Raw genomic sequence first — 17153 nt, 5'->3', positions numbered from 1 at the left:
TGCAGGCCCCGCCCGCCGTCGGCGTCGATGGGGACCAAGCGCGTGATTGCCCGGCGGCCCGCGCCCCTGTCGTCCGGCTTCTCCCGAAAGGGATCGAGACCGGGTCCGGCTAAGCGTTAAGAGCGCTGCCTACCGGACGCAGGCGAATAACGATGGCGCGGAGCGATCGGCTTCGTCGAAACGGTATTTATTCAAAGCACTCCGGACGTTGTCCGGCGCTCCGCGACCCTTTCCATCAGCTCACAGCCAAAAGCGTGAGGATGAGAGATCGTGCCCGCGAAAGGCCCCCTCAGTCGGCTTCGCCGACAGCTCCCCCAGAGGGGGAGCAGCTATGCGGTGCGGCGACCGCCGTTCAGATCCTCCCCCTCTGGGGGAGGTGGCCCGAAGGGCCGGAGGGGGCTCGCGGCGCACCCCATTTCAGCCCAACCCCAATCCGTCCTATCTAGGGTTCCATGACCGACACCGTCGCCCCCGATTCCAACGCCCAGGCCTATTCGGTCTCGGAACTGGCCTTCGCCCTGAAGCGCACGCTGGAAGACCGGTACAGCTTCGTGCGGCTGCGCGGCGAGCTGTCCAAGGTCACCCACCATTCCAACGGCCACGTCTACCTGACCATCAAGGACGACAAGGCCGCCATCGACGGCGTGGTCTGGAAGGGCAATGTCCGCCAGCTGCAGATCCGGCCCGAGCATGGGCTGGAGGTCATCGTCACCGGCAAGATCACCACCTATCCGGCCGGCTCGCGCTACCAGATCGTCATCGAGACCATGGAGGCGGCCGGCGTCGGCGCGCTGCTCGCCCAGCTCGAGCGCCTGAAGGCCAAGCTGCACGCCGAGGGCCTGTTCGCCCCGGAGCGCAAGCGTCCCCTGCCCGCCATGCCCGCCGTGATCGGGGTGATCACCAGCCCGACCGGGGCGGTGATCCGCGACATCCTGCACCGCATCCGCGATCGCTGGCCGTGCCGGGTGCTGGTCTGGCCCTGCGTGGTCCAGGGCGACGCCGCCGCCGGCCAGGTCAGCTCGGCCATCCGCGGCTTCAACGCCATAGCGCCGGGTGGGCCGGTACCGCGTCCCGACATCATCATCGTCGCCCGGGGCGGCGGTTCGGTCGAGGACCTGTGGGCCTTCAACGACGAGGGCCTGGCCCGCGCGGTGGCCGAGGGGACGATCCCGCTGATCTCGGCCGTCGGCCACGAGACCGACACCACCCTGATCGACTTCGTCTCCGACCGCCGCGCGCCGACCCCGACCGCCGCCGCCGAGATGGCCACCCCGGTGCTGGCCGAGCTGCGGGCCCTGGTCAGCGACTACGACCGCCGCCTGAACACCTGCGGCGGCCGGGCCGTCGAGGAGCGGCGCACCCGCCTGGTCGGCGCCGCGCGCGGCCTGCCCCGGCCCGCCGACCTGCTGGCCCTGGCCCAGCAGCGGCTGGACCTGGCGGTGCGCGGACTGCCACGCCTGGACGACCTGACCGCCCCGGCCGAGCGTCGGTTCAGGGAGGTCGCCGCCCGGCTGGACGCGGCCCTGCAGCGCAACACCGACATCCACGCCCGCGACCTGCTGAAGGTCACCGCCCGTCTGTCCCCCGACACCCTGCACCGCCAGCGCGCCGACTGCGGCCGGCGGGTCGAGGACCTCTCCCGGCGGCTGGACCTGGCGGCCCGCCGCGTCCCCGAGCGCGTCGCCCAGCACGCCCGCCTGCCCGCCCTGGAGGCGCGGATGAACAACTGCGCCCAGCGGCGGCTGGAGCGCGAGACCGATCGCCTGGTCGCCCTGGACAAGCTGCGGCTGTCGCTCAATCCGACAAGGCCGTTGGAGCTGGGGTTCGCCCTGGTGCACAAGGCGGACGGCGGCATCGCCCGCTCGGCGTCCGAGCTCGTGAGCGGCGAACGCGTTCGGCTGCAGTTCAAGCTTGGCGAGCGCGACGCGGTGATCGACGGCGAAGCCGGCGCGCCCGTCCCGCCCGCGCCGCTCGCCCCGCCGCGCCCACCGCCGAAGCCCAAGGCGCCGCCGTCCACGGATCAGGGAAGCCTGTTCTGACCCCCACCCCGCCCATCCCCGGCCAACGCCGGAATGGGCGATCGATGATCCCGGCGCCTGTTCCCCCGGCCCCAACTGGCGTAAAAGACTCCCATGAACGCGTTCGATCCCAATCTCGGCAAATCCGGCGGCCCGGCCACCTTGCACTATGGCGACGGCGAGTTCGCCATCATGAGCCCCGGCCAATACGTGCTGTGCGCCGTCACCGGCGCCAAGGTCGCGCTGGAGAACCTGCGCTACTGGAGCCCCGAGCTGCAGGAGCCCTATGCCGGCCCGGCCGAGGCCCTGAAGCGCTGGCGCGAAAGCCGGGGCTGAGGCGCCCGGCCACCACACGCCTGGCGCGAGCGTCTCGCGACGAATTCGCCCGCCAGGGGATCGACAGGCCATTAACCGTACAGTATCCCCCGCCATCCCCTTTCGCGATGGAGGTCTACCCGCATGTCTGCGACGCTCGAGCAGCTGCGCTTTCTGCTGGTGGACGACAACCATCACATGCGGGCGATCGTCTCGACGATCCTGAAGGGCGTGGGGGTGCGGCACGTGCTGGAGGCCATGGACGGGGCCGAGGCCCTGCAGGTGGTCCGCGACCACCAGATCGACATCGCCATCGTCGACTTCCGGATGGCGCCCCTGGACGGGGTGCAGTTCACCCACCTGGTGCGCCAGTCGCCCGACAGCCCCGACCCGTTCCTGCCGATCATCATGCTGACGGGCTTCGCCGAGCGCCACCGGGTGTTCGAGGCCCGCGACGCCGGGGTCACCGAGATCGTCGTCAAGCCGGTCACCGCCCGCTCGCTGCTGGACCGGATCAACACCGTGATCTTCAAGCCCCGGCCGTTCATCCGCATCGACGACTATTTCGGCCCCTGTCGCCGTCGCCGCGACGACCCGGCCTATGACGGCCCGCGTCGCCGGAGCGCCGAGCGGGCGCTGGAGCTCTAGCTCAGCCGCCCTGCGCCGCCAGAGCGGCGTAGACCTCGTTGGGCCAGCGCCGATGGACCCAGAACCATTCCTCGGGCCGTTCGCGGATGCGCTCTTCCATGAACGCGTTGACCAGCTTGACCCCGGCCTCGATGTCGGCGGTGCGGTCGCCGGTGTTGGGCAGCTGGATCGGGTCGTGGACCACCGCCCGGAAGCGCGCGCCCTTGACGCGCTGCACCGACATCGGCTGCAGGACCGTTCCGAAGCGGATCGCCAGGCGCGACGGCCCGGGAGCCGTCCGCACCGGATGGCCGAAGAACAGGCCCTCGACCCCGGTGTTGAATTTCTGGTCGTTCATCAGGGCCACCGACTTGCCCTGCTTCATGCCTTCCAGCAGTTCACGCGCGCCGTCCCCGCCCTTGGGCGCGAACAGCCGCACCCCGTAGCGGAAGCGGCTGGCCTTGATCCGCTCGTCGACATACGGATTGTTGGCCGCCCGATAGGTCATCTCGCAGACGACCCCGGAATCGACGATCGCCGCGGGCATCACCTCCCAGTTGGACAGGTGTCCCGAAACGAAGACCACCGGAACCTTGTCGGCGGCGATCTGGAACAGACGCTCCTGGTTGACCACCTCGACCCGCCCGGTGGACGGCAGGATCCTGTCCATCAGCGGGAACTCGGCGAAGGTGCGGCCCAGGCCATCCCACTGCGCCTTGAGCATGGCCGCCCGCCAGGCTTCGTCCTTGTCCGGAAAGGCCAGCTTGAGGTTTCGGGTCGCCACCTTGTGCGCGCCGCTCAGGGGACCGACCGTGCGGCCCAGCCAGCCGCCGAACGCCGAGGCCGCGTCGACGCCCAGCAGGCGCACGACGCCGATGAACAGGTCAAAACCCAGCGCTTCCGCGCGCCACAACAGGTCCTGGGCCCAAGGCCGACGCTTATCCGACATGGCCCCTTACTAGCCTGCTTCGTGGACGAGTGGGACTCGCCGCATGCGTCGATCCGCGCGGTTCGCCCGGCACGCGACTTGCGACTTTCGACCCAGACCGTTCCGTTTCGGGACGCAGTATGAAATCGGGGCGTCACCATGGGCAACGACATCGATGTGTATCTGGGCAAGCGACTACGGCGCCGCCGCCGCCTGCTGGGCCTGACTCAACAACAGCTGGCCGGCGCCGTCGGGGTGCGTTTCCAGCAGATCCAGAAATACGAGTGCGGCGCCAACCGCATCTCGGCCGCGCGGCTGTGGCAGCTTTCCGAGGCCCTCGAAGTTCCGGTGGGCTACTTCTACGACGGCCTGTCGGAACGGGTGGCCAAGGAAGCCAACCTCGAGGCCGAGGGGGGCGAGATGTTCGCCCGCAAGGAGACGCTGGACCTGGTCCGCGCCTACTACCTGCTGGGCGAGCGCCCGCGTCGACGGCTGCTGGACCTGGCCAAGTCGCTGAACGGAGGCGAGATGCTCGAAGCCTAGGGCCTCGGAGCCTAGGACAAGGCCACGAACGGTGGCGTCGAACCGAAGGGCGGGCTAAAGCCTCGCCCATGACCCTCGCCGCCGATCATCTCGCCCAGCTCGACGCCTTCGTCATCGACCTCAACCGCGCCTCGGCGGCGGCCATCCTGCCGCTGTTCCGGGCCGATCACGGCCTGGAAGACAAGGGCGCGGGCAAGAACCTGCCCCGCGACAGCCACGCGGCCTTCGATCCGGTGACGGAGGCCGACCGCGGCGCCGAGGCGGCGATCCGCGAACTGATCGCCGCGCGCTATCCCGAGCACGGGGTGATCGGCGAGGAATACGGCGAAGACCGTCCGGACGCCGAGTTCGTCTGGGTGCTGGACCCGATCGACGGCACCCGCGCCTTCATCGCGGGCCTGCCGCTGTGGACCACCCTGATCGGCCTGCGCCATCAGGGGCGTCCGGTGCTGGGCTCGATCGGCCAGCCCTATACGGGCGAGATCTTCATCGGCTCGGCGGCCGGCTCGCGCCTGCTGTCGCAAGGTTCGGAGCGTGCGATCCGGGTGCGCGAATGCCCCAGGCTGACCGACGCGATCATCGCCACCACCGATCCCGACGCCTGCTTCGACGGGGCCGAGCGCGGGGCCTGGCTGCAGGTGCGCGCCGCCGCCAAGCTGGCTCGGCTGGGCTGCGACGCCTACGCCTACGCGATGGTGGCCATGGGCAAGATGGACATGGTCATCGAGGCCGGCCTGAAGTCCTGGGACGTCGAGGCGGCCATTCCCCTGATCGAGGGCGCCGGCGGCGTCGTCACCGACTGGCGCGGCGAGCCGATCGGACAGGACGGCGGCCAGATGGCGATCTCCGGCGACCGTCGCTGCCTGGACGAGGCGCTGGTGGCGCTGCGGCGGTCGGCGAAGTAGCTAGCTCGAAATCGCGTCCAGCGTCTCGTCGAACGCCGCCCAGAACTGGGCCCGGCGATCGTCCGTCTCGATCAGGATCTCGTGGAAGGCGTCGGGGATCTCGACGTAGCGGCCGTTCGGGATCCGGCCGGCGATCGACTTCTCGTCGGCGATCAGCACGCGGCTGTCCTGCCCCGCCGCGACGATGGTCACCGGGATCGACACCGCCTCGACGCCCTTCGTCCGGCGCAGAAAGGCGCAGGCCGAGAAGGCGAAGTCGGTCCAGCCCCAGGTGATGCCGCCCAGGGCGATGTCGGGATTGGCGTGGATCTGGGCCCGGTGGCGGGCGTAGCGGGCCGCGTCGTGGGTCAGGGCGTCGTCGGGAAAGCTCTGGACGAACGGGTCACCGGCGTCGCCCAGCACGTACTCCCCCTTGTATCGCGAACGGCTCATCAGCCAGGCCAGGGCGCGGGCGCCAGCGGCGGGCTTGCCCCCGGTATTGAGCCCCAGCATCGGCGCCGACAGCACGGCGGCGGCGAAGCGGCGCTCGCCCGTGGCCAGGGCCAGCATCGTCAGGCAGCCGCCCATCGAGTGTCCCAGGGCGATCCAGGGCTTGGGCAGGCGCGTCTCGAACGCGGCCAGCAGCGCCTGATAGTCGCCCAGGAAATCCTTGAAGCCCGCGGCGTGGCCCTTAAGCCGGTCCGGCAAGGCGCGATGCGACAGCCCCTGCCCGCGCCAGTCGTGGACCAGCACCACGAAACCGCGGTCCAGCAAGTCCTGGACGACCTCGAAATACTTCTCGATCGGCTCGCTGCGGCCGGGGCTGACCACGACCGAGCCTCGCGCCTCGCCTTTCGGCGCAAACAGAGCGGCGCGGAGGGTCGCCCCATCCGCGCCGCTGAACCACTCGGCCTTTCCATCCTCGGGAACGGGCGCCTCGGGAATCGAGACCAGCGGCGCCGCGTCCCCCATGGATCAGCGCATCTTCGCGAAGAGGGCCGCCATCTTCGACTGCAGGGCCATGGCCGTGCCCATGTCCGACAGCTTCAGCTTGCCGGTCATGACCGCCATGGTCGGGTCCAGCGCACCGGCGCCGATCGCCAGCAGGTCGTCCATCGACAGCGTCATGGTCAGGTCGGCCGACTTGTCCTCGTTGGTGACCGAGCCGCCGTCGATGTGGATGACGCCGGCGTCCTTCAGGTCGAACTTCAGGCTCTTGCCCAGGCCGCTGTCCTCTCCAACGGCGGCCTTCATGCGATCGGTGATTTCCTGCAACGTGGCCATAAGCGCGTCTCCCTCTGTGGCGCGTGGATTCTGGGCGGCAGACTGGCTGCTGGATCGCCGCGAGTAAACACTGTTCAGACGCGCCGACGGCTTATTTCTTCCTGTCGTAATAATCCACCGCCGTCGGGGTTTTGGCCAAGCGGACCCGGGTAGCGCCCCTGAACTGGTCGGGTTCGAAAACGACCCTGCCGGCGTCCAACGGCAGCGGCCGGGAGCTTCCGTTGGGGAAGATGGCGACGCCGGATTCGGCCTTCTGGAAGGAAAGGCCCTCCATCTGCGGCGCCATCAGGGCCATGGCGCCGGCGGCCTTGCGGATCGCGCCGTTGGACTCCTCGACCGTCGTGAACAGCTCGCGGGCGTCATAGTCCGCGGCGGGCTTGAGCACAGGGTCGAGCAACATCGCCGTGCCGAACTTCGCCGTCGCCGGAACGTCGAGGTGCAGTTGGGCCTTGGCCTGCAATTGGGCCAGGGTCGGCAAACGCTCGAAGCGCCCCTGATCGTTGATCGGCAGCGGCGTGCGCGCGCCACTCGCCTCGATCAGGACGGCCTTGACGCCGGCGGCCGGCTTGCCGTCACGCCGCAAGGCGTAGGTGACCTTGATCCGGGCCCGATCCGCCGGCGGCAGCTTCAATAGCGCCTCCAGGAACGGAAAGACCTTGGTCGCCGGCACGGTCTTTCCCGCGTCGGCGTGGGCCAGCGGCGCGAGGCCCAGGATCATCAGGCCCGCTAGGGCGGCGCGCCTCAAAGGCGTTCTCATTTCGGCTTGAGGAACTTCAGGGTCATGCGGTCGCTCTCGCCGATCGCGTCGTACTTGGCGTGGTCGAATCCGGGCTCGGCGGGCTCGCCGCGCGGGGCCGACAGACGGGTCGGCGGAAGGGTCCAGACGCCGAAGGGATGGTCCTTGGTGTCCTTGGGGTTGGCGTTGATCTCGCTCTCGCCGGCCAGGACGAAACCGGCCTCCCGGGCCATCTCGATCACATAGGCCTGCTGCACATAGCCATCGGCCGCCAGGACGTCCTGCACGCGGCCGGGCTCGCCACGATGCTCCTCGATCCCCAGCACGCCGCCGGGCTTGAGCGCCGTCAGGGCCTCGCGGAAGGCCTTCTCCGCCAGGCCCGCCGCCATCCAGTTGTGCAGGTTGCGCAGGAACAGCACCAGGTCGGCCGAGCCCGCCGGCGCCACCGGGCCGCTGGTTGGCCCGAAGGCCGTGACGACAACCTCGCCGTAGAGCTTCTTCTTGTCGACCAGCTTGCGCTGATATTCCTCGACCGCCGCCTTGGCGGCGGGATCGTCCGGCAGGTCGGTCTGCAGCGAGGCGGCGTAGAGCCTGCCCCCGGTCGCCGCCAGGTAGGGAGCCAGGATGTCGGTGTACCATCCGGCGCCGGGCCAGAACTCGACCACGGTCTGTCCCGGTTTCAGGCCCCAGAATTCCAGGCTCTCGACCGGATGGCGCCAGGCGTCGCGGGCCTTGTCGGCGGGCGAGCGCCAGTCGCCGCTCGCCGCCGTCGCCAGGGTCATGGGCCCCGCCTTGGCCGACGGCCTGAGGGCGTCCGGCTTGGCCGTCTTGCGATCGCATCCCGCCAGACCCAGCGCCGCCGCGCCCGCCAGCAGCCCGCGCCGCGACCATCGAAGTCCAGAAGCCATGCCTCCCCCCACCATCAATGCGGAACCCGATCATGCATCCGACCTTGGCGAAACGGCGCCAAGGTCGGTGGAGTTTTCGGCAGGGCCGTCTCAGCCCGGCTTGCGGAAGCGCAGCGTCATGCGATCGCTCTCGCCGATGGCGTCGTACTTGGCGCGATCGAAGGCCGGATCGGCCGGCTGGCCGCTCGGCGCGCTCTGCCGGGTCGGCGGCAAGGTCCAGACGCCGAACGGGTGGTCCTTGGTGTCCTTGGGGTTGGCGTTGATCTCGGACGTCCCGTCCAGCTTGAAGCCGGCCTTTTCCGCCAGGGCCACCACGGTGGCGGTCGCCAGGTAACCGTCCGCCCCCTTGTCGGTTTCCGACTTGGGATCGGCGCGATGGTCCTCGATCGCCAGGATCCCGCCGGGCTTCAGGACGGCGAAGAAGTCGGCGAAGATCTTGTCGGCCACGCCCGGCTGGACGGTCCAATTGTGGACGTTACGGGCGGTCAGGACCAGGTCGGCCGACCCCGGCGCGCCCAAGGGGCCGGCCACCGGGCCGAAGTTCACGAACTGCACGGTTCCGTATTTATCGGGGTTCATGAAACGGGTCTCGAAGTTCGCCCGGCCCTTGCGCGCGCCGTCCGAGATCTTCGGATTGGCCAGGTCGGCGAGGCCCGCGGCATAGCTCCCGCCGGTGGCCTTGGCGTAGGGCGCCAGGATCTCGGTCCAGTAGCCGCCGCCCGGCGACACCTCGATCACGGCCTGGCGGGGCTTCAGGCCCCAGAAGATCAGGCTGTCATAGGGATGGCGGGCGCCGTCGCGGGCCACGTTGGCCGGCGTCCGGTCGGGCGAGGCGACGGCGGCCCGCAGCGCCGCGTCGGCGGCCAGCACGGGCGAGGCGGAGAGGCAAAGGGTCGCGGCGGCGAACAGGAGAAGATGGCGGCGGCAGGTCATCGTGAGGGTTCTCCAGGACGGCCCGGGAGGCGGGCGCGCCGACCTTAACGGTGGCCGACCATCGATCAAGCGATTCACCACCAGGCCGTTCATTCAACCCCTTGAAGTCGAAAAACGGCTCACCACCTTGGTCTCGAAGGCGCTGGAATCCCGGGCCTTCCGGACCATCAGCGACGCCAATCCGGGTCGCCAAAGGTCTGAACAAACTGAACAACCTTGCTTGATGAGAAGGATGTGACCATGCGTACGATCGACCTGTCCCCCCTGTATCGCTCCGTCGTCGGTTTCGACCGGCTGGCCGCCCTGCTAGACGCCGCCGCCTCGAACGAAGCCGCCTCGGGCTATCCCCCCTACAACATCGAGCGCACCGCCGAGAACGCGTACCGCATCGAGATCGCCGTCGCCGGCTTCAAGTCGGAAGAGCTCGGCATCGAGGTGAAGGAAAACCTTCTCACCGTCACCGGCCGCAAGGCGGCCAATGACGAGGCCAAGCGCTACCTGCACCGCGGCCTGGCCGAGCGCAATTTCGAGCGCCGGTTCCAGCTGGCCGACTATGTGATCGTGACCGACGCGGCCCTCTCGGACGGCCTGCTGTCGATCTCGCTGAAGCGCGAACTGCCCGAGGCGCTGAAGCCCCGCACGATCGAAATCAAGTCGGCGGCCCCCCTGATCGAGGGCGGCAAGGTCGAGGGCGACAAGATCGAAGGCGAGAAGGCAGCCTAACACCACCTTCGCGCGTTACTGTAGTCCCCCTCTAGAACTTCCAGGGCGGCGCCTCGGCGCCGCCCTTTTTTCTGGCGGGGACGCGACCGGGCTAGGCCGGCGCCAGGTCCAGGCCCTGGACCTGGCTGAGGTCGCAGTCACGCAGGCTGATCCGGGTCAGGCGGGCGCCGGTGAAGTCCGCGCCGCGCAGGTCGGCGCCGTCGAGGACGGCCTCGCTGAGGTCGGCGGCCTGCATCAGGGCGTAGCGCAGCCGGGCGGCCTTCAGGTCGACCAGAGTCTTGCGCTCCGGCCCCAGGGGCAAGGGCGAGAGGATCGCCTGGCGCAGGTCGGTCTTGGTCAGGTTGGCGCCCGCCAGCTTGGCGCCGCGCAGGTCCGCGCCCCGCAGATTGGCCGTCCTCAGGTCGGCGTTGCGCAGATCGGCGCCTTGCAGCTGGGTTCCCGACAGGTCGATCCCGACCATGCAGGCTCCCGCGGCGCTCATCGCCGTCAGCCTCAGACCCTTGAGCCGGTCGCCGAGCGGACGCAGGTCCTCGCCGTCCAGCCGGGCGGGCTCCCCTTCCTTGCCGCCGGTCCTGCACCAGGCCTGGTTGGCCAGGCAGCGCCGATGGATCTCCTCGACGCGCGACAAGGCCCGCTCGGTCGACGCCGTCAGGCAGCCCTGCATCGCCGCGCCATGGATGCGGGCGGTGGAGGTGTCGACCCCGCTCATGACGGCGCCCGTGAGGTTGGCGCCTTCGAGATTGGCGCCCTTGACGTCCGCGCCGTCCAGGATGGCGCCGCTCAGATTGGCTTCCTTGAGGTTCGCTCCCGACAGCTTGGCCCCGCGCAGCGAGCAGTCGCTGAAGTCGGCCTTGAACGCCGAGACGCCCGCGAACTGCGAACCGTCCAGGGTCGCGCCCGAGAAGTTGACCTCGTCGACCTCGCCGTTGCGGGTTTCGTGGCGGACCGTCTCGAACCCCTTTCGAGGGTGTGGGATAGCCACCTGGCCCTCCCTGAAGTCGGCCTGGGTCAGGTCGGCCAGGGACAGGTTGGCGCCGCGCAGGCAGGCGCCCCGCAGGTCCGCGCGAACCAGCACGGCCTGGCGCAGGTCGGCTTGGCGCAGGTCGGCCCCGAACAGGTTCGCCCGCTCAAGCCGGGTGCGGACCATGCGGCAGCCGTCGAGGATCGAGGCGGAGAAATCGGCGTCGGCCAGGTTGCGGAACGACAGGTCCAGGCCCGACAGGTTCATGAAGCGCAGCGAGGCGCGCTTGCCGCCCTGCTTGCCCGTGACGAACTTCTCGTGCGCCAACACGATCATGTCGAGCTCGGCCTGGCTCAGACGTCGCCGGCCCGCGATGCTCTGCGCCGCGCCCATGTCTTACGCTTCTCCCCCGAGAAACCCCTTGATCCGCTTGGGAAAATACCGGTGATCGACGAGCGAAGCGTTAAGGCCGCGCGGTTTTGCCGCAACTTTCGCGAAACAACGCGAAACAAGCTGTGGAAAATTCACCGGCGGCGCCAACAGCCGACTAGATGACGTCGTCCAGGCCACGAGCGCCCATGCGGATCGCGCCGGTGACGTCGATGTCCTTGAGCAGGGCGTTGGTGAAGTTGGCGCGCGACAGGTCGGCGCCGCTCAGACAGGCCTGGCGCAGGTCGGCCCGGGCGAAGTCGGCGTTGGTCAGCAAGGCGCCGGTCAGGTCGCTAGGCAGCAGGCGATCGCGGCCGATCAGCAAGGGGCCCAGCTGGGCCTCGCGCAGGTCCGACCCGGCCAGCTTGGCGCCCTTGAGACGCGCTCCCCGCAGGTCGGCCCGACGCAGGTTGCATGAGCGCAGGTCCGCCCCTTCGAGCTGCGCGCCCTGCATCTGGACGCTTTCCATGTCGAGGCCGTAGAACACCGCGCCCTTGGCCGACAGGGCCGTCAGGTTGAAGCCGCGCACGGACTTCAGATTACGCAGGTCGGCCTTGTCGAACACCGAGGGCGCGCCCTCCGCCCCGCCGGTCTCGCACCAGCGGGCGTGGTCGGCGATCATCTGCTCGTAGGGCATGTCGGACACGTCCTTGCCCGCCGCCTTGTCGGTCAGGGCGCCGTCCATGTTGGTGTCGTTGATGTTCCAGGACATGGTCTTGGCGCCGACCAGGACGGCGTTGCGCAGGTCGGCGCCGACGAGGTTGGCGCCCGAGAGATCGGCCCCGGCCAGGTTCGCGCCGTTGAAATTGGCCTGCTTGAGGTTGGCCCGCACCAGCTTGGCGTCCTTGAGAATCGCGTCGCTGAAATCGGCCTTGGTGGCGATGATGCCCGAGAGGCGCGAGCGTTCCAGGTTGGCGCCGGCCAGGATCGCGCCGGTCGCCTGCGCCTCGCGCTGGACGGGCTCGATGATGCGATAGCCCTCCTTGCGGTCGGCGGCGGCGATCTGGCCTTCGCGCAGGTCGGCCTCGAACAGATCGGCGCCGGTCAGGTTGGCGCCGCGCAGGCTGGAGCCGCGCAGGTCGGCGCGACGCATCGAGGCGTCGGTCAGGTCCGAGCCCTGCATGTCCGCGCCGTACATGTTGGCGTTGTCGAGCTTGGCCTTGCGCAGGTCGCAGCCGACCATCAGCGCGCCAGTGAAGTCGGCGTCGCACAGATTGCGCCCGGTGACCGAAAGGCCCGACAGATCGCAGAAGGCGAAGACGGCGCGCGCGCCGCCCATCCGAGCCGACCATAGACGGTCATGCCTGGCGCAGATCACGTCGACGTCATGCTGCGTCAGGCGCTTGTGCTCTTGGCCTGCCGCGGGAGGGGCGCTCATGGCTGCTCTTATAGGCTCCCCGAGGGGCAAGGCCCATACAATGCGCGCGCCGCATTAACGCTGCGTTTCCAAGCATTTCGGGACACCGGGACGTGGCTTGCCCAGGTGTCCCGCAGGCCCGGTCAGCGCGCCGCCGGCAGGGGCTGGGCCCGGCTCTCGTCGAGGTAGCGCGCCCCCGTCGGCTTGAGCGCGCCGTCCAGGTCGATGACCAGCGGATTGCCGGTCGGGATCTCCACATGGACGATGTCGGCGTCGGGCACATCGAACAGGTGCTTGACGATGGCCCGCAGCGAATTGCCGTGCGCGGCCACCAGAATCGTCTCGCCGCCGGCCAGCTTGGGGGCGATGGCCGTTTCCCAGTAGGGCAGCACGCGGACCAGGGTGGTCTTCAGGCTTTCGGTGCTGGGCAGGTCCTTGCCGGCGTAGCGGCGGTCCTTGCTGAAGTCGTACTCGCCGCCCGGGGCCAGTTCCGGCGGCGGGATGTCGTAGGAGCGGCGCCAGATCGTGACCTGCTCCTCGCCGTGCTTCTCGGCCGTCTCGGCCTTGTTCAGTCCGGTCAGGCCGCCGTAGTGGCGCTCGTTCAGGCGCCAGTCCTTGGTCACCGGCACGAAGCTCTGGCTGGCGGCGTCCAGCGCCAGGTTGCAGGTGCGGATGGCCCGGGTCTGGACCGAGGTGAAGGCCTCGTCGATCTCGATGCCGGCGGCCTTGATCAGCTCGCCGCCCTTGCGGGCCTGCGCCTCGCCCTCGGCGGTCAGATCGACGTCCACCCAGCCGGTGAAGCGGTTTTCGAGATTCCATTGGCTCTGGCCGTGGCGCAGCAGGACGAGAACGGGCATCGGACCTCCAGGATGTGACGCAGGGCGGGCTAAGCCCCGGCCGGCCCCGCGTCAAGCGTCCCGCCCTTTCCTCGCCCCTCTCTCGCCCTTCTCTCGTTTGGGGGGCATGCTATAGGCAGGCCATGCCCGATCGCATCCTCATGCCCTTCCTGGCGCTCATTGGCCTGGCCCTTGTCGCGTTCTCGCTCGTCTGGCCGCAGGGCTACGGCGCTCGGTCGCCGGACCCGTTCGGCTCGGTGCCGATCCAGCAGACGCCGGAAATGCGCGCCAAGATCCAGCGCGAGAAGGACGCCGCGGCCCAGCGCGGCCAGCAGGCCCGCCAGCAGGTGAGCGACGCCCGCGCCGAGGCGGCGGGCGCCCCGTGAGCGGCTTCGACGCCATCCTGGTCGGCCAGCGGGTCCTGAACGCCGAGGCCCAGGCCCTGGCGCTGCTGTCGGCGTCGCTGGACGAATCGTTCGTTCGCGCCGTCGAAACCCTGTTCGACGCCAAGGGCCGGGTGGTCTGCACCGGCGTCGGCAAGTCCGGCCATGTGGCCCGCAAGATCGCCGCTACCCTGGCCTCGACCGGGTCGCCGGCCATGTTCGTGCACGCGGCGGAGGCCAGCCACGGCGACCTGGGCATGATCGGCCCGGGCGACGTGGTGCTGGCCCTGTCGAAATCGGGCGAGGCGCGGGAGTTGTCCGACACCCTGGCCTACGCCAAGCGGTTCTCGATCCCCACCATCGCCGTCACCGCCGTGGCCGACAGCCAGCTGGGCCGGGCGGGCGACATCCTGCTGCTGCTGCCCGACGCGCCGGAAGCCACCGCCGAGGTCAGCGCCCCGACCACCTCGACCACCCTGCAGATGGCCCTGGGCGACGCCCTGGCCGTGGCGCTGCTGGAGCGGCGCGGATTCACCGCCAGCGACTTCCGCGTCTTCCATCCGGGCGGCAAGCTGGGCGCCATGCTGCGCACGGTCGGCGACCTGATGCATGGCGAGGGCGAGCTTCCCCTGACCCGCGAGGACGCCTCCATGTCCGAGGCGCTGCTGGTGATGAGCGAAAAGCGGTTCGGCGCGGTTGGCGTCGTGGCCGCGGATGGGACGCTGGGCGGGCTGATCACCGACGGCGACCTGCGCCGCCACATGGACGGGCTGATGGGCCATGTCGCGAGCGAGGTCATGACCCGCGCGCCGCTGACGATCGCGCCCGGCGCCCTGGCGGCCGAGGCCCTGAAGCTGATGAACGAGCGGCGGATCACCGTGCTGTTCGTCGTCGACCAGGGCCGCCCGGTCGGCATCCTGCACGTCCACGACCTGCTGCGGGCCGGGGTGATCTGACCGGACAGGCGCGCGAGCTTGCGTCCCGGTCGGTGAAGGCCCGACAGGCTTGGGGAGGCGGCGGAGCGTCCGGGCCATGCCCGGATGATTGGTTTTTGGAGTGTACCGTTTCGACAGGATCCGAACGCTCCGCGCGGCCTTCTTCCGGAAGCCTTCGGGTCGCGGATTTTTAACCCGCTCCGATGGAGGCCCCCGACGGGCGGAGGGGCGACGAAACCCCGTCCGGACCGCGCGGGCGATTTCAGCCCGCGCCTGCCGCGCCTGTCTTTCGGCGCCGAAGACTTGGTCCCGTCGTCCGGTCCGGGCCGCCCGAAGTCCCAATCCAAGGACCCCCACGTCCTGCCGACCGGCTCGATGGAGCCCTCGACGCCAGCCGACGGGCGCCTCCCGCTCGACCGCCCCCGCCGCACGTCGAGGTCGCCGGCCGGACGTCCTCCCCCGCGACGGGGCGAGGACAAGTATGCGGGCGGTTTCGGGTGCGATGCGTCGATTTCGTGAACGCTCTCGGGAGCCGGACGCAACGTCCCGATTTCATTGGCCGGCGCTCGCCCCTATCCCCGTCGGCTGGCGGGGATAGGGGCTGTCGTTCTTCCCTTGGCCCCGGATACGCCGATCGCCCGGCGCGCCGGCTTCAGCGGCGTTCGCGGTCATGCCCGTCTTGTCCCAGCGGTCTTGCGGAAAGGCCAATATGTCGTATTGCGACACTCTCCACGGAGGGGGCAGACGATTGAGCGGTGAAAATTCCGGCGAGGACGGCCTGACGCGGGGGCAATACGTGGCGCTGGCGGCCTTCCGTTACGAGCTGCGCCGCTTCCTGGCGTTCAGCGAGACGGCCGCCCATGGCGCCGGCCTGCCCGCCCAGCAGCACCAGGCGCTGCTGGTGATCGCCGGCTTCGACGGCGCCGGCGCTCCGACCGTGGGCACGCTGGCCGACCGTCTGCTGATCGCCCCGCACACCGCCACCGAACTGGTCGCGCGCATGGTCGAGGCCGGCCTGATCGACAAGACCCCCTCGCCCGAGGATCGCCGCAAGGTGCGGCTGGCCCTGACGGTCAAGGCCCAGTCGCTGCTGGCGGCCTTGAGCGCGGCGCACCTCGAAGAGCTGAAATCCCTGGAGCCCGCCCTCGCCGCGGCGCTCGCCCGCCTGGGCGGCGACCAGGCCTGATCGGACCTCGAAGATCATGCGACACACGCTCGTCCGGGCCCTGCGCGGCCGCCATCCGGTCCGTCCCCAGGACATCCTGCGCTCCGGCCTGGGCGCCCTGATCGGCATTCCGGCCACCGGCCTTCTGGCTCACCTGATCACCAGCGGGCAGCCGTCGGCCTTGCCGTTGCTGGTCCCCCCGATCGGCGCCTCGGCGGTGCTGGCCTTCGCGGTGCCAGCCAGCCCGCTGGCCCAGCCGCGCGCCGTCATCGGCGGCAACATGGTCTCGGCCCTGGCCGGCGTGACCTGCGCCCTGGCCTTTCATCCGCATCCCGCCCTGGCGGCGGCGGCGGCCGTGGCCTGCGCGATCGTCGCCATGGGCCTGCTGGGCTGCCTGCATCCGCCCGGCGGGGCCGTCGCCCTGGGCGCGGCCCTGGTCGCGGGTCCCGTCGGCCCGGCCTCATACGGCTATGTCTTCGTACCGGTGGGGCTGTGCTCGGTGTTGCTGGTGCTGTCGGCCATGGCCTATGCGCGGAGCGTCGGGCGATCCTATCCCCACCGCGTCCCGCCGCCGGCCAACGTGCACGACACCCGGGACGCCCCGCCCCTGCGGCGCGTCGGCTTCACCCAGGCCGACATCGACAACGCCCTGGCCCACTACGGCGACCTGCTGGACGTCGACCGCGAGGACCTGGACGCCTTGTTCCGCGAGGTCGAGCTGCAGGCCCACCGCCGGATCCACGCCCACATCCTGTGCAGCGACATCATGTCCCGCGACGTGCTGAGCGTGGACCTGCACCAGAGCGCCGAAAGCGCCCTGGCCTACATGCGCGCCCACGACCTGCGCAGCGCCCCGGTGATCGACGCCGACCGCAAGGTGGTCGGCATGGTGCGCCGCGCCGAACTCCAGACCGGCCGGGAGGGTCCGGTCGAGGCGGTGCTGGACCCCTTCGTGCACAAGGTGCGGCCGGGCACGGCGATCGAGGCCCTGCTGCCGATCCTGTCCAGCGGGGCGGCGCACGAGGCCATGGTGGTCGACGAAAACCGCGTGCTGCTGGGGATCATCACCCAGACCGACCTGCTGGGCGTGCTCTACCGGGCCCACATCGTCGAGGCGGTGGCGCTGCAGCGGGCCGAGGGCTCCGGCGCGATCGACCCGGCCATCTAGCCGGGCGGATTCCGCTTGCA

At 70.0% G+C, this 17153-nt stretch carries 19 protein-coding genes; 10 read left to right on the top strand and 9 right to left on the bottom strand.

The genetic code is table 11. The features are described 5' to 3' along the window. Positions 1-452: 452 nt before the first annotated feature. From xseA to AC07NX_RS21805, 3 genes are all read left to right on the top strand, one after another. Positions 453-2039 carry an exodeoxyribonuclease VII large subunit gene (gene xseA, locus AC07NX_RS21815; RefSeq protein WP_494644680.1) on the top strand — a complete coding sequence of 529 codons (1587 nt, stop codon included), beginning with the start codon at positions 453-455 and terminating at the stop codon, positions 2037-2039. Positions 2040-2132: 93 nt separating this feature from the next. Continuing rightward, positions 2133-2354 carry a DUF2093 domain-containing protein gene (locus AC07NX_RS21810; protein ID WP_494644679.1) on the top strand — a complete coding sequence of 74 codons (222 nt, stop codon included), beginning with the start codon at positions 2133-2135 and terminating at the stop codon, positions 2352-2354. Between the two features lie 123 nt (positions 2355-2477). Beyond that, positions 2478-2981, top strand: coding sequence for a response regulator (locus tag AC07NX_RS21805; protein ID WP_494644678.1), 504 nt, complete (start codon positions 2478-2480; stop codon positions 2979-2981). 1 nt (position 2982) lies between these two features. Here AC07NX_RS21805 and AC07NX_RS21800 read toward each other — a convergent pair whose 3' ends face one another. Continuing rightward, positions 2983-3909: a lysophospholipid acyltransferase family protein gene (locus AC07NX_RS21800; protein ID WP_494644676.1), complete on the bottom strand. Its 927-nt coding sequence runs from the start codon at positions 3907-3909 to the stop codon at positions 2983-2985. Between the two features lie 138 nt (positions 3910-4047). Between AC07NX_RS21800 and AC07NX_RS21795 the strand changes: the two genes are divergently transcribed. Together AC07NX_RS21795 and hisN are read left to right on the top strand one after the other, a co-directional pair. Continuing rightward, complete coding sequence (locus AC07NX_RS21795; RefSeq protein ID WP_035070449.1) at positions 4048-4431, top strand: helix-turn-helix transcriptional regulator; 384 nt, start codon at positions 4048-4050, stop codon at positions 4429-4431. Between the two features lie 68 nt (positions 4432-4499). Then, positions 4500-5336 (top strand): histidinol-phosphatase, encoded by an 837-nt coding sequence (gene hisN / locus AC07NX_RS21790; protein WP_494644675.1) that lies wholly within the window; start codon positions 4500-4502, stop codon positions 5334-5336. Here hisN and AC07NX_RS21785 read toward each other — a convergent pair whose 3' ends face one another. From AC07NX_RS21785 to AC07NX_RS21765, 5 genes are all read right to left on the bottom strand, one after another. Further along, a complete protein-coding gene (locus tag AC07NX_RS21785) occupies positions 5337-6287 on the bottom strand; it encodes an alpha/beta hydrolase (protein WP_494644674.1) in 951 nt (316 codons plus the stop codon). Positions 6288-6290: 3 nt separating this feature from the next. Continuing rightward, complete coding sequence (locus AC07NX_RS21780) at positions 6291-6599, bottom strand: SCP2 sterol-binding domain-containing protein (protein ID WP_494644673.1); 309 nt, start codon at positions 6597-6599, stop codon at positions 6291-6293. A 91-nt stretch (positions 6600-6690) separates the two neighbouring features. Continuing rightward, a complete protein-coding gene (locus AC07NX_RS21775; RefSeq protein ID WP_494644672.1) occupies positions 6691-7344 on the bottom strand; it encodes a hypothetical protein in 654 nt (217 codons plus the stop codon). 8 nt (positions 7345-7352) lie between these two features. Next, positions 7353-8243, bottom strand: a complete 891-nt coding sequence (locus AC07NX_RS21770; RefSeq protein ID WP_494644671.1) for a class I SAM-dependent methyltransferase — start codon at positions 8241-8243, stop codon at positions 7353-7355. Between the two features lie 90 nt (positions 8244-8333). Beyond that, entirely contained in the window at positions 8334-9176 is an 843-nt protein-coding gene (locus tag AC07NX_RS21765; RefSeq protein WP_494644670.1) for a class I SAM-dependent methyltransferase, read from the bottom strand. A 240-nt stretch (positions 9177-9416) separates the two neighbouring features. Between AC07NX_RS21765 and AC07NX_RS21760 the strand changes: the two genes are divergently transcribed. Next, positions 9417-9899 (top strand): Hsp20 family protein, encoded by a 483-nt coding sequence (locus tag AC07NX_RS21760; RefSeq protein ID WP_494644668.1) that lies wholly within the window; start codon positions 9417-9419, stop codon positions 9897-9899. A gap of 91 nt (positions 9900-9990) precedes the next feature. Here AC07NX_RS21760 and AC07NX_RS21755 read toward each other — a convergent pair whose 3' ends face one another. The 3 genes from AC07NX_RS21755 to gpmA all read right to left on the bottom strand — a co-directional run bounded on the left by AC07NX_RS21755 (position 9991) and on the right by gpmA (position 13503). Continuing rightward, on the bottom strand, positions 9991-11253 hold the full coding sequence (locus AC07NX_RS21755; RefSeq protein WP_494644666.1) for a pentapeptide repeat-containing protein: 1263 nt from the start codon (positions 11251-11253) through the stop codon (positions 9991-9993). 154 nt (positions 11254-11407) lie between these two features. Beyond that, positions 11408-12667, bottom strand: a complete 1260-nt coding sequence (locus tag AC07NX_RS21750; RefSeq protein ID WP_035070473.1) for a pentapeptide repeat-containing protein — start codon at positions 12665-12667, stop codon at positions 11408-11410. Positions 12668-12789: 122 nt separating this feature from the next. Beyond that, positions 12790-13503 carry a 2,3-diphosphoglycerate-dependent phosphoglycerate mutase gene (gene gpmA, locus AC07NX_RS21745; RefSeq protein WP_494644665.1) on the bottom strand — a complete coding sequence of 238 codons (714 nt, stop codon included), beginning with the start codon at positions 13501-13503 and terminating at the stop codon, positions 12790-12792. 122 nt (positions 13504-13625) lie between these two features. On the opposite strand from gpmA, the gene AC07NX_RS21740 reads away from it, so the two are divergent. The 4 genes from AC07NX_RS21740 to AC07NX_RS21725 all read left to right on the top strand — a co-directional run bounded on the left by AC07NX_RS21740 (position 13626) and on the right by AC07NX_RS21725 (position 17133). Next, positions 13626-13868, top strand: a complete 243-nt coding sequence (locus tag AC07NX_RS21740) for a hypothetical protein (RefSeq protein WP_035070479.1) — start codon at positions 13626-13628, stop codon at positions 13866-13868. Continuing rightward, positions 13865-14821: a KpsF/GutQ family sugar-phosphate isomerase gene (locus AC07NX_RS21735; RefSeq protein WP_494644664.1), complete on the top strand. Its 957-nt coding sequence runs from the start codon at positions 13865-13867 to the stop codon at positions 14819-14821. The genes AC07NX_RS21740 and AC07NX_RS21735 overlap by 4 nt, the downstream gene beginning before the upstream one ends. A 727-nt stretch (positions 14822-15548) precedes the next feature. Continuing rightward, positions 15549-15986 (top strand): MarR family winged helix-turn-helix transcriptional regulator, encoded by a 438-nt coding sequence (locus tag AC07NX_RS21730; protein ID WP_494644663.1) that lies wholly within the window; start codon positions 15549-15551, stop codon positions 15984-15986. Between the two features lie 16 nt (positions 15987-16002). Further along, positions 16003-17133: an HPP family protein gene (locus tag AC07NX_RS21725; protein ID WP_494644661.1), complete on the top strand. Its 1131-nt coding sequence runs from the start codon at positions 16003-16005 to the stop codon at positions 17131-17133. Positions 17134-17153 lie beyond the last annotated feature (20 nt).

It is taken from the genome of Caulobacter sp. GW821-FHT09A05 (assembly GCF_059418465.1).
The sequence above is the reverse complement of the archived record's forward strand: the minus strand, read 5'-3'. Positions and strand labels throughout refer to the sequence as shown.

Coding starts and splice junctions, on each gene's coding strand:
- xseA (WP_494644680.1), top strand. CDS start 453: ATGACCGACACCGTCGCCCCCGATTCCAACGCCCAGGCCTATTCGGTC.
- AC07NX_RS21810 (WP_494644679.1), top strand. CDS start 2,133: ATGAACGCGTTCGATCCCAATCTCGGCAAATCCGGCGGCCCGGCCACC.
- AC07NX_RS21805 (WP_494644678.1), top strand. CDS start 2,478: ATGTCTGCGACGCTCGAGCAGCTGCGCTTTCTGCTGGTGGACGACAAC.
- AC07NX_RS21800 (WP_494644676.1), bottom strand. CDS start 3,909: ATGTCGGATAAGCGTCGGCCTTGGGCCCAGGACCTGTTGTGGCGCGCG.
- AC07NX_RS21795 (WP_035070449.1), top strand. CDS start 4,048: ATGGGCAACGACATCGATGTGTATCTGGGCAAGCGACTACGGCGCCGC.
- hisN (WP_494644675.1), top strand. CDS start 4,500: ATGACCCTCGCCGCCGATCATCTCGCCCAGCTCGACGCCTTCGTCATC.
- AC07NX_RS21785 (WP_494644674.1), bottom strand. CDS start 6,287: ATGGGGGACGCGGCGCCGCTGGTCTCGATTCCCGAGGCGCCCGTTCCC.
- AC07NX_RS21780 (WP_494644673.1), bottom strand. CDS start 6,599: ATGGCCACGTTGCAGGAAATCACCGATCGCATGAAGGCCGCCGTTGGA.
- AC07NX_RS21770 (WP_494644671.1), bottom strand. CDS start 8,243: ATGGCTTCTGGACTTCGATGGTCGCGGCGCGGGCTGCTGGCGGGCGCG.
- AC07NX_RS21765 (WP_494644670.1), bottom strand. CDS start 9,176: ATGACCTGCCGCCGCCATCTTCTCCTGTTCGCCGCCGCGACCCTTTGC.
- AC07NX_RS21760 (WP_494644668.1), top strand. CDS start 9,417: ATGCGTACGATCGACCTGTCCCCCCTGTATCGCTCCGTCGTCGGTTTC.
- AC07NX_RS21755 (WP_494644666.1), bottom strand. CDS start 11,253: ATGGGCGCGGCGCAGAGCATCGCGGGCCGGCGACGTCTGAGCCAGGCC.
- AC07NX_RS21750 (WP_035070473.1), bottom strand. CDS start 12,667: ATGAGCGCCCCTCCCGCGGCAGGCCAAGAGCACAAGCGCCTGACGCAG.
- gpmA (WP_494644665.1), bottom strand. CDS start 13,503: ATGCCCGTTCTCGTCCTGCTGCGCCACGGCCAGAGCCAATGGAATCTC.
- AC07NX_RS21740 (WP_035070479.1), top strand. CDS start 13,626: ATGCCCGATCGCATCCTCATGCCCTTCCTGGCGCTCATTGGCCTGGCC.
- AC07NX_RS21725 (WP_494644661.1), top strand. CDS start 16,003: ATGCGACACACGCTCGTCCGGGCCCTGCGCGGCCGCCATCCGGTCCGT.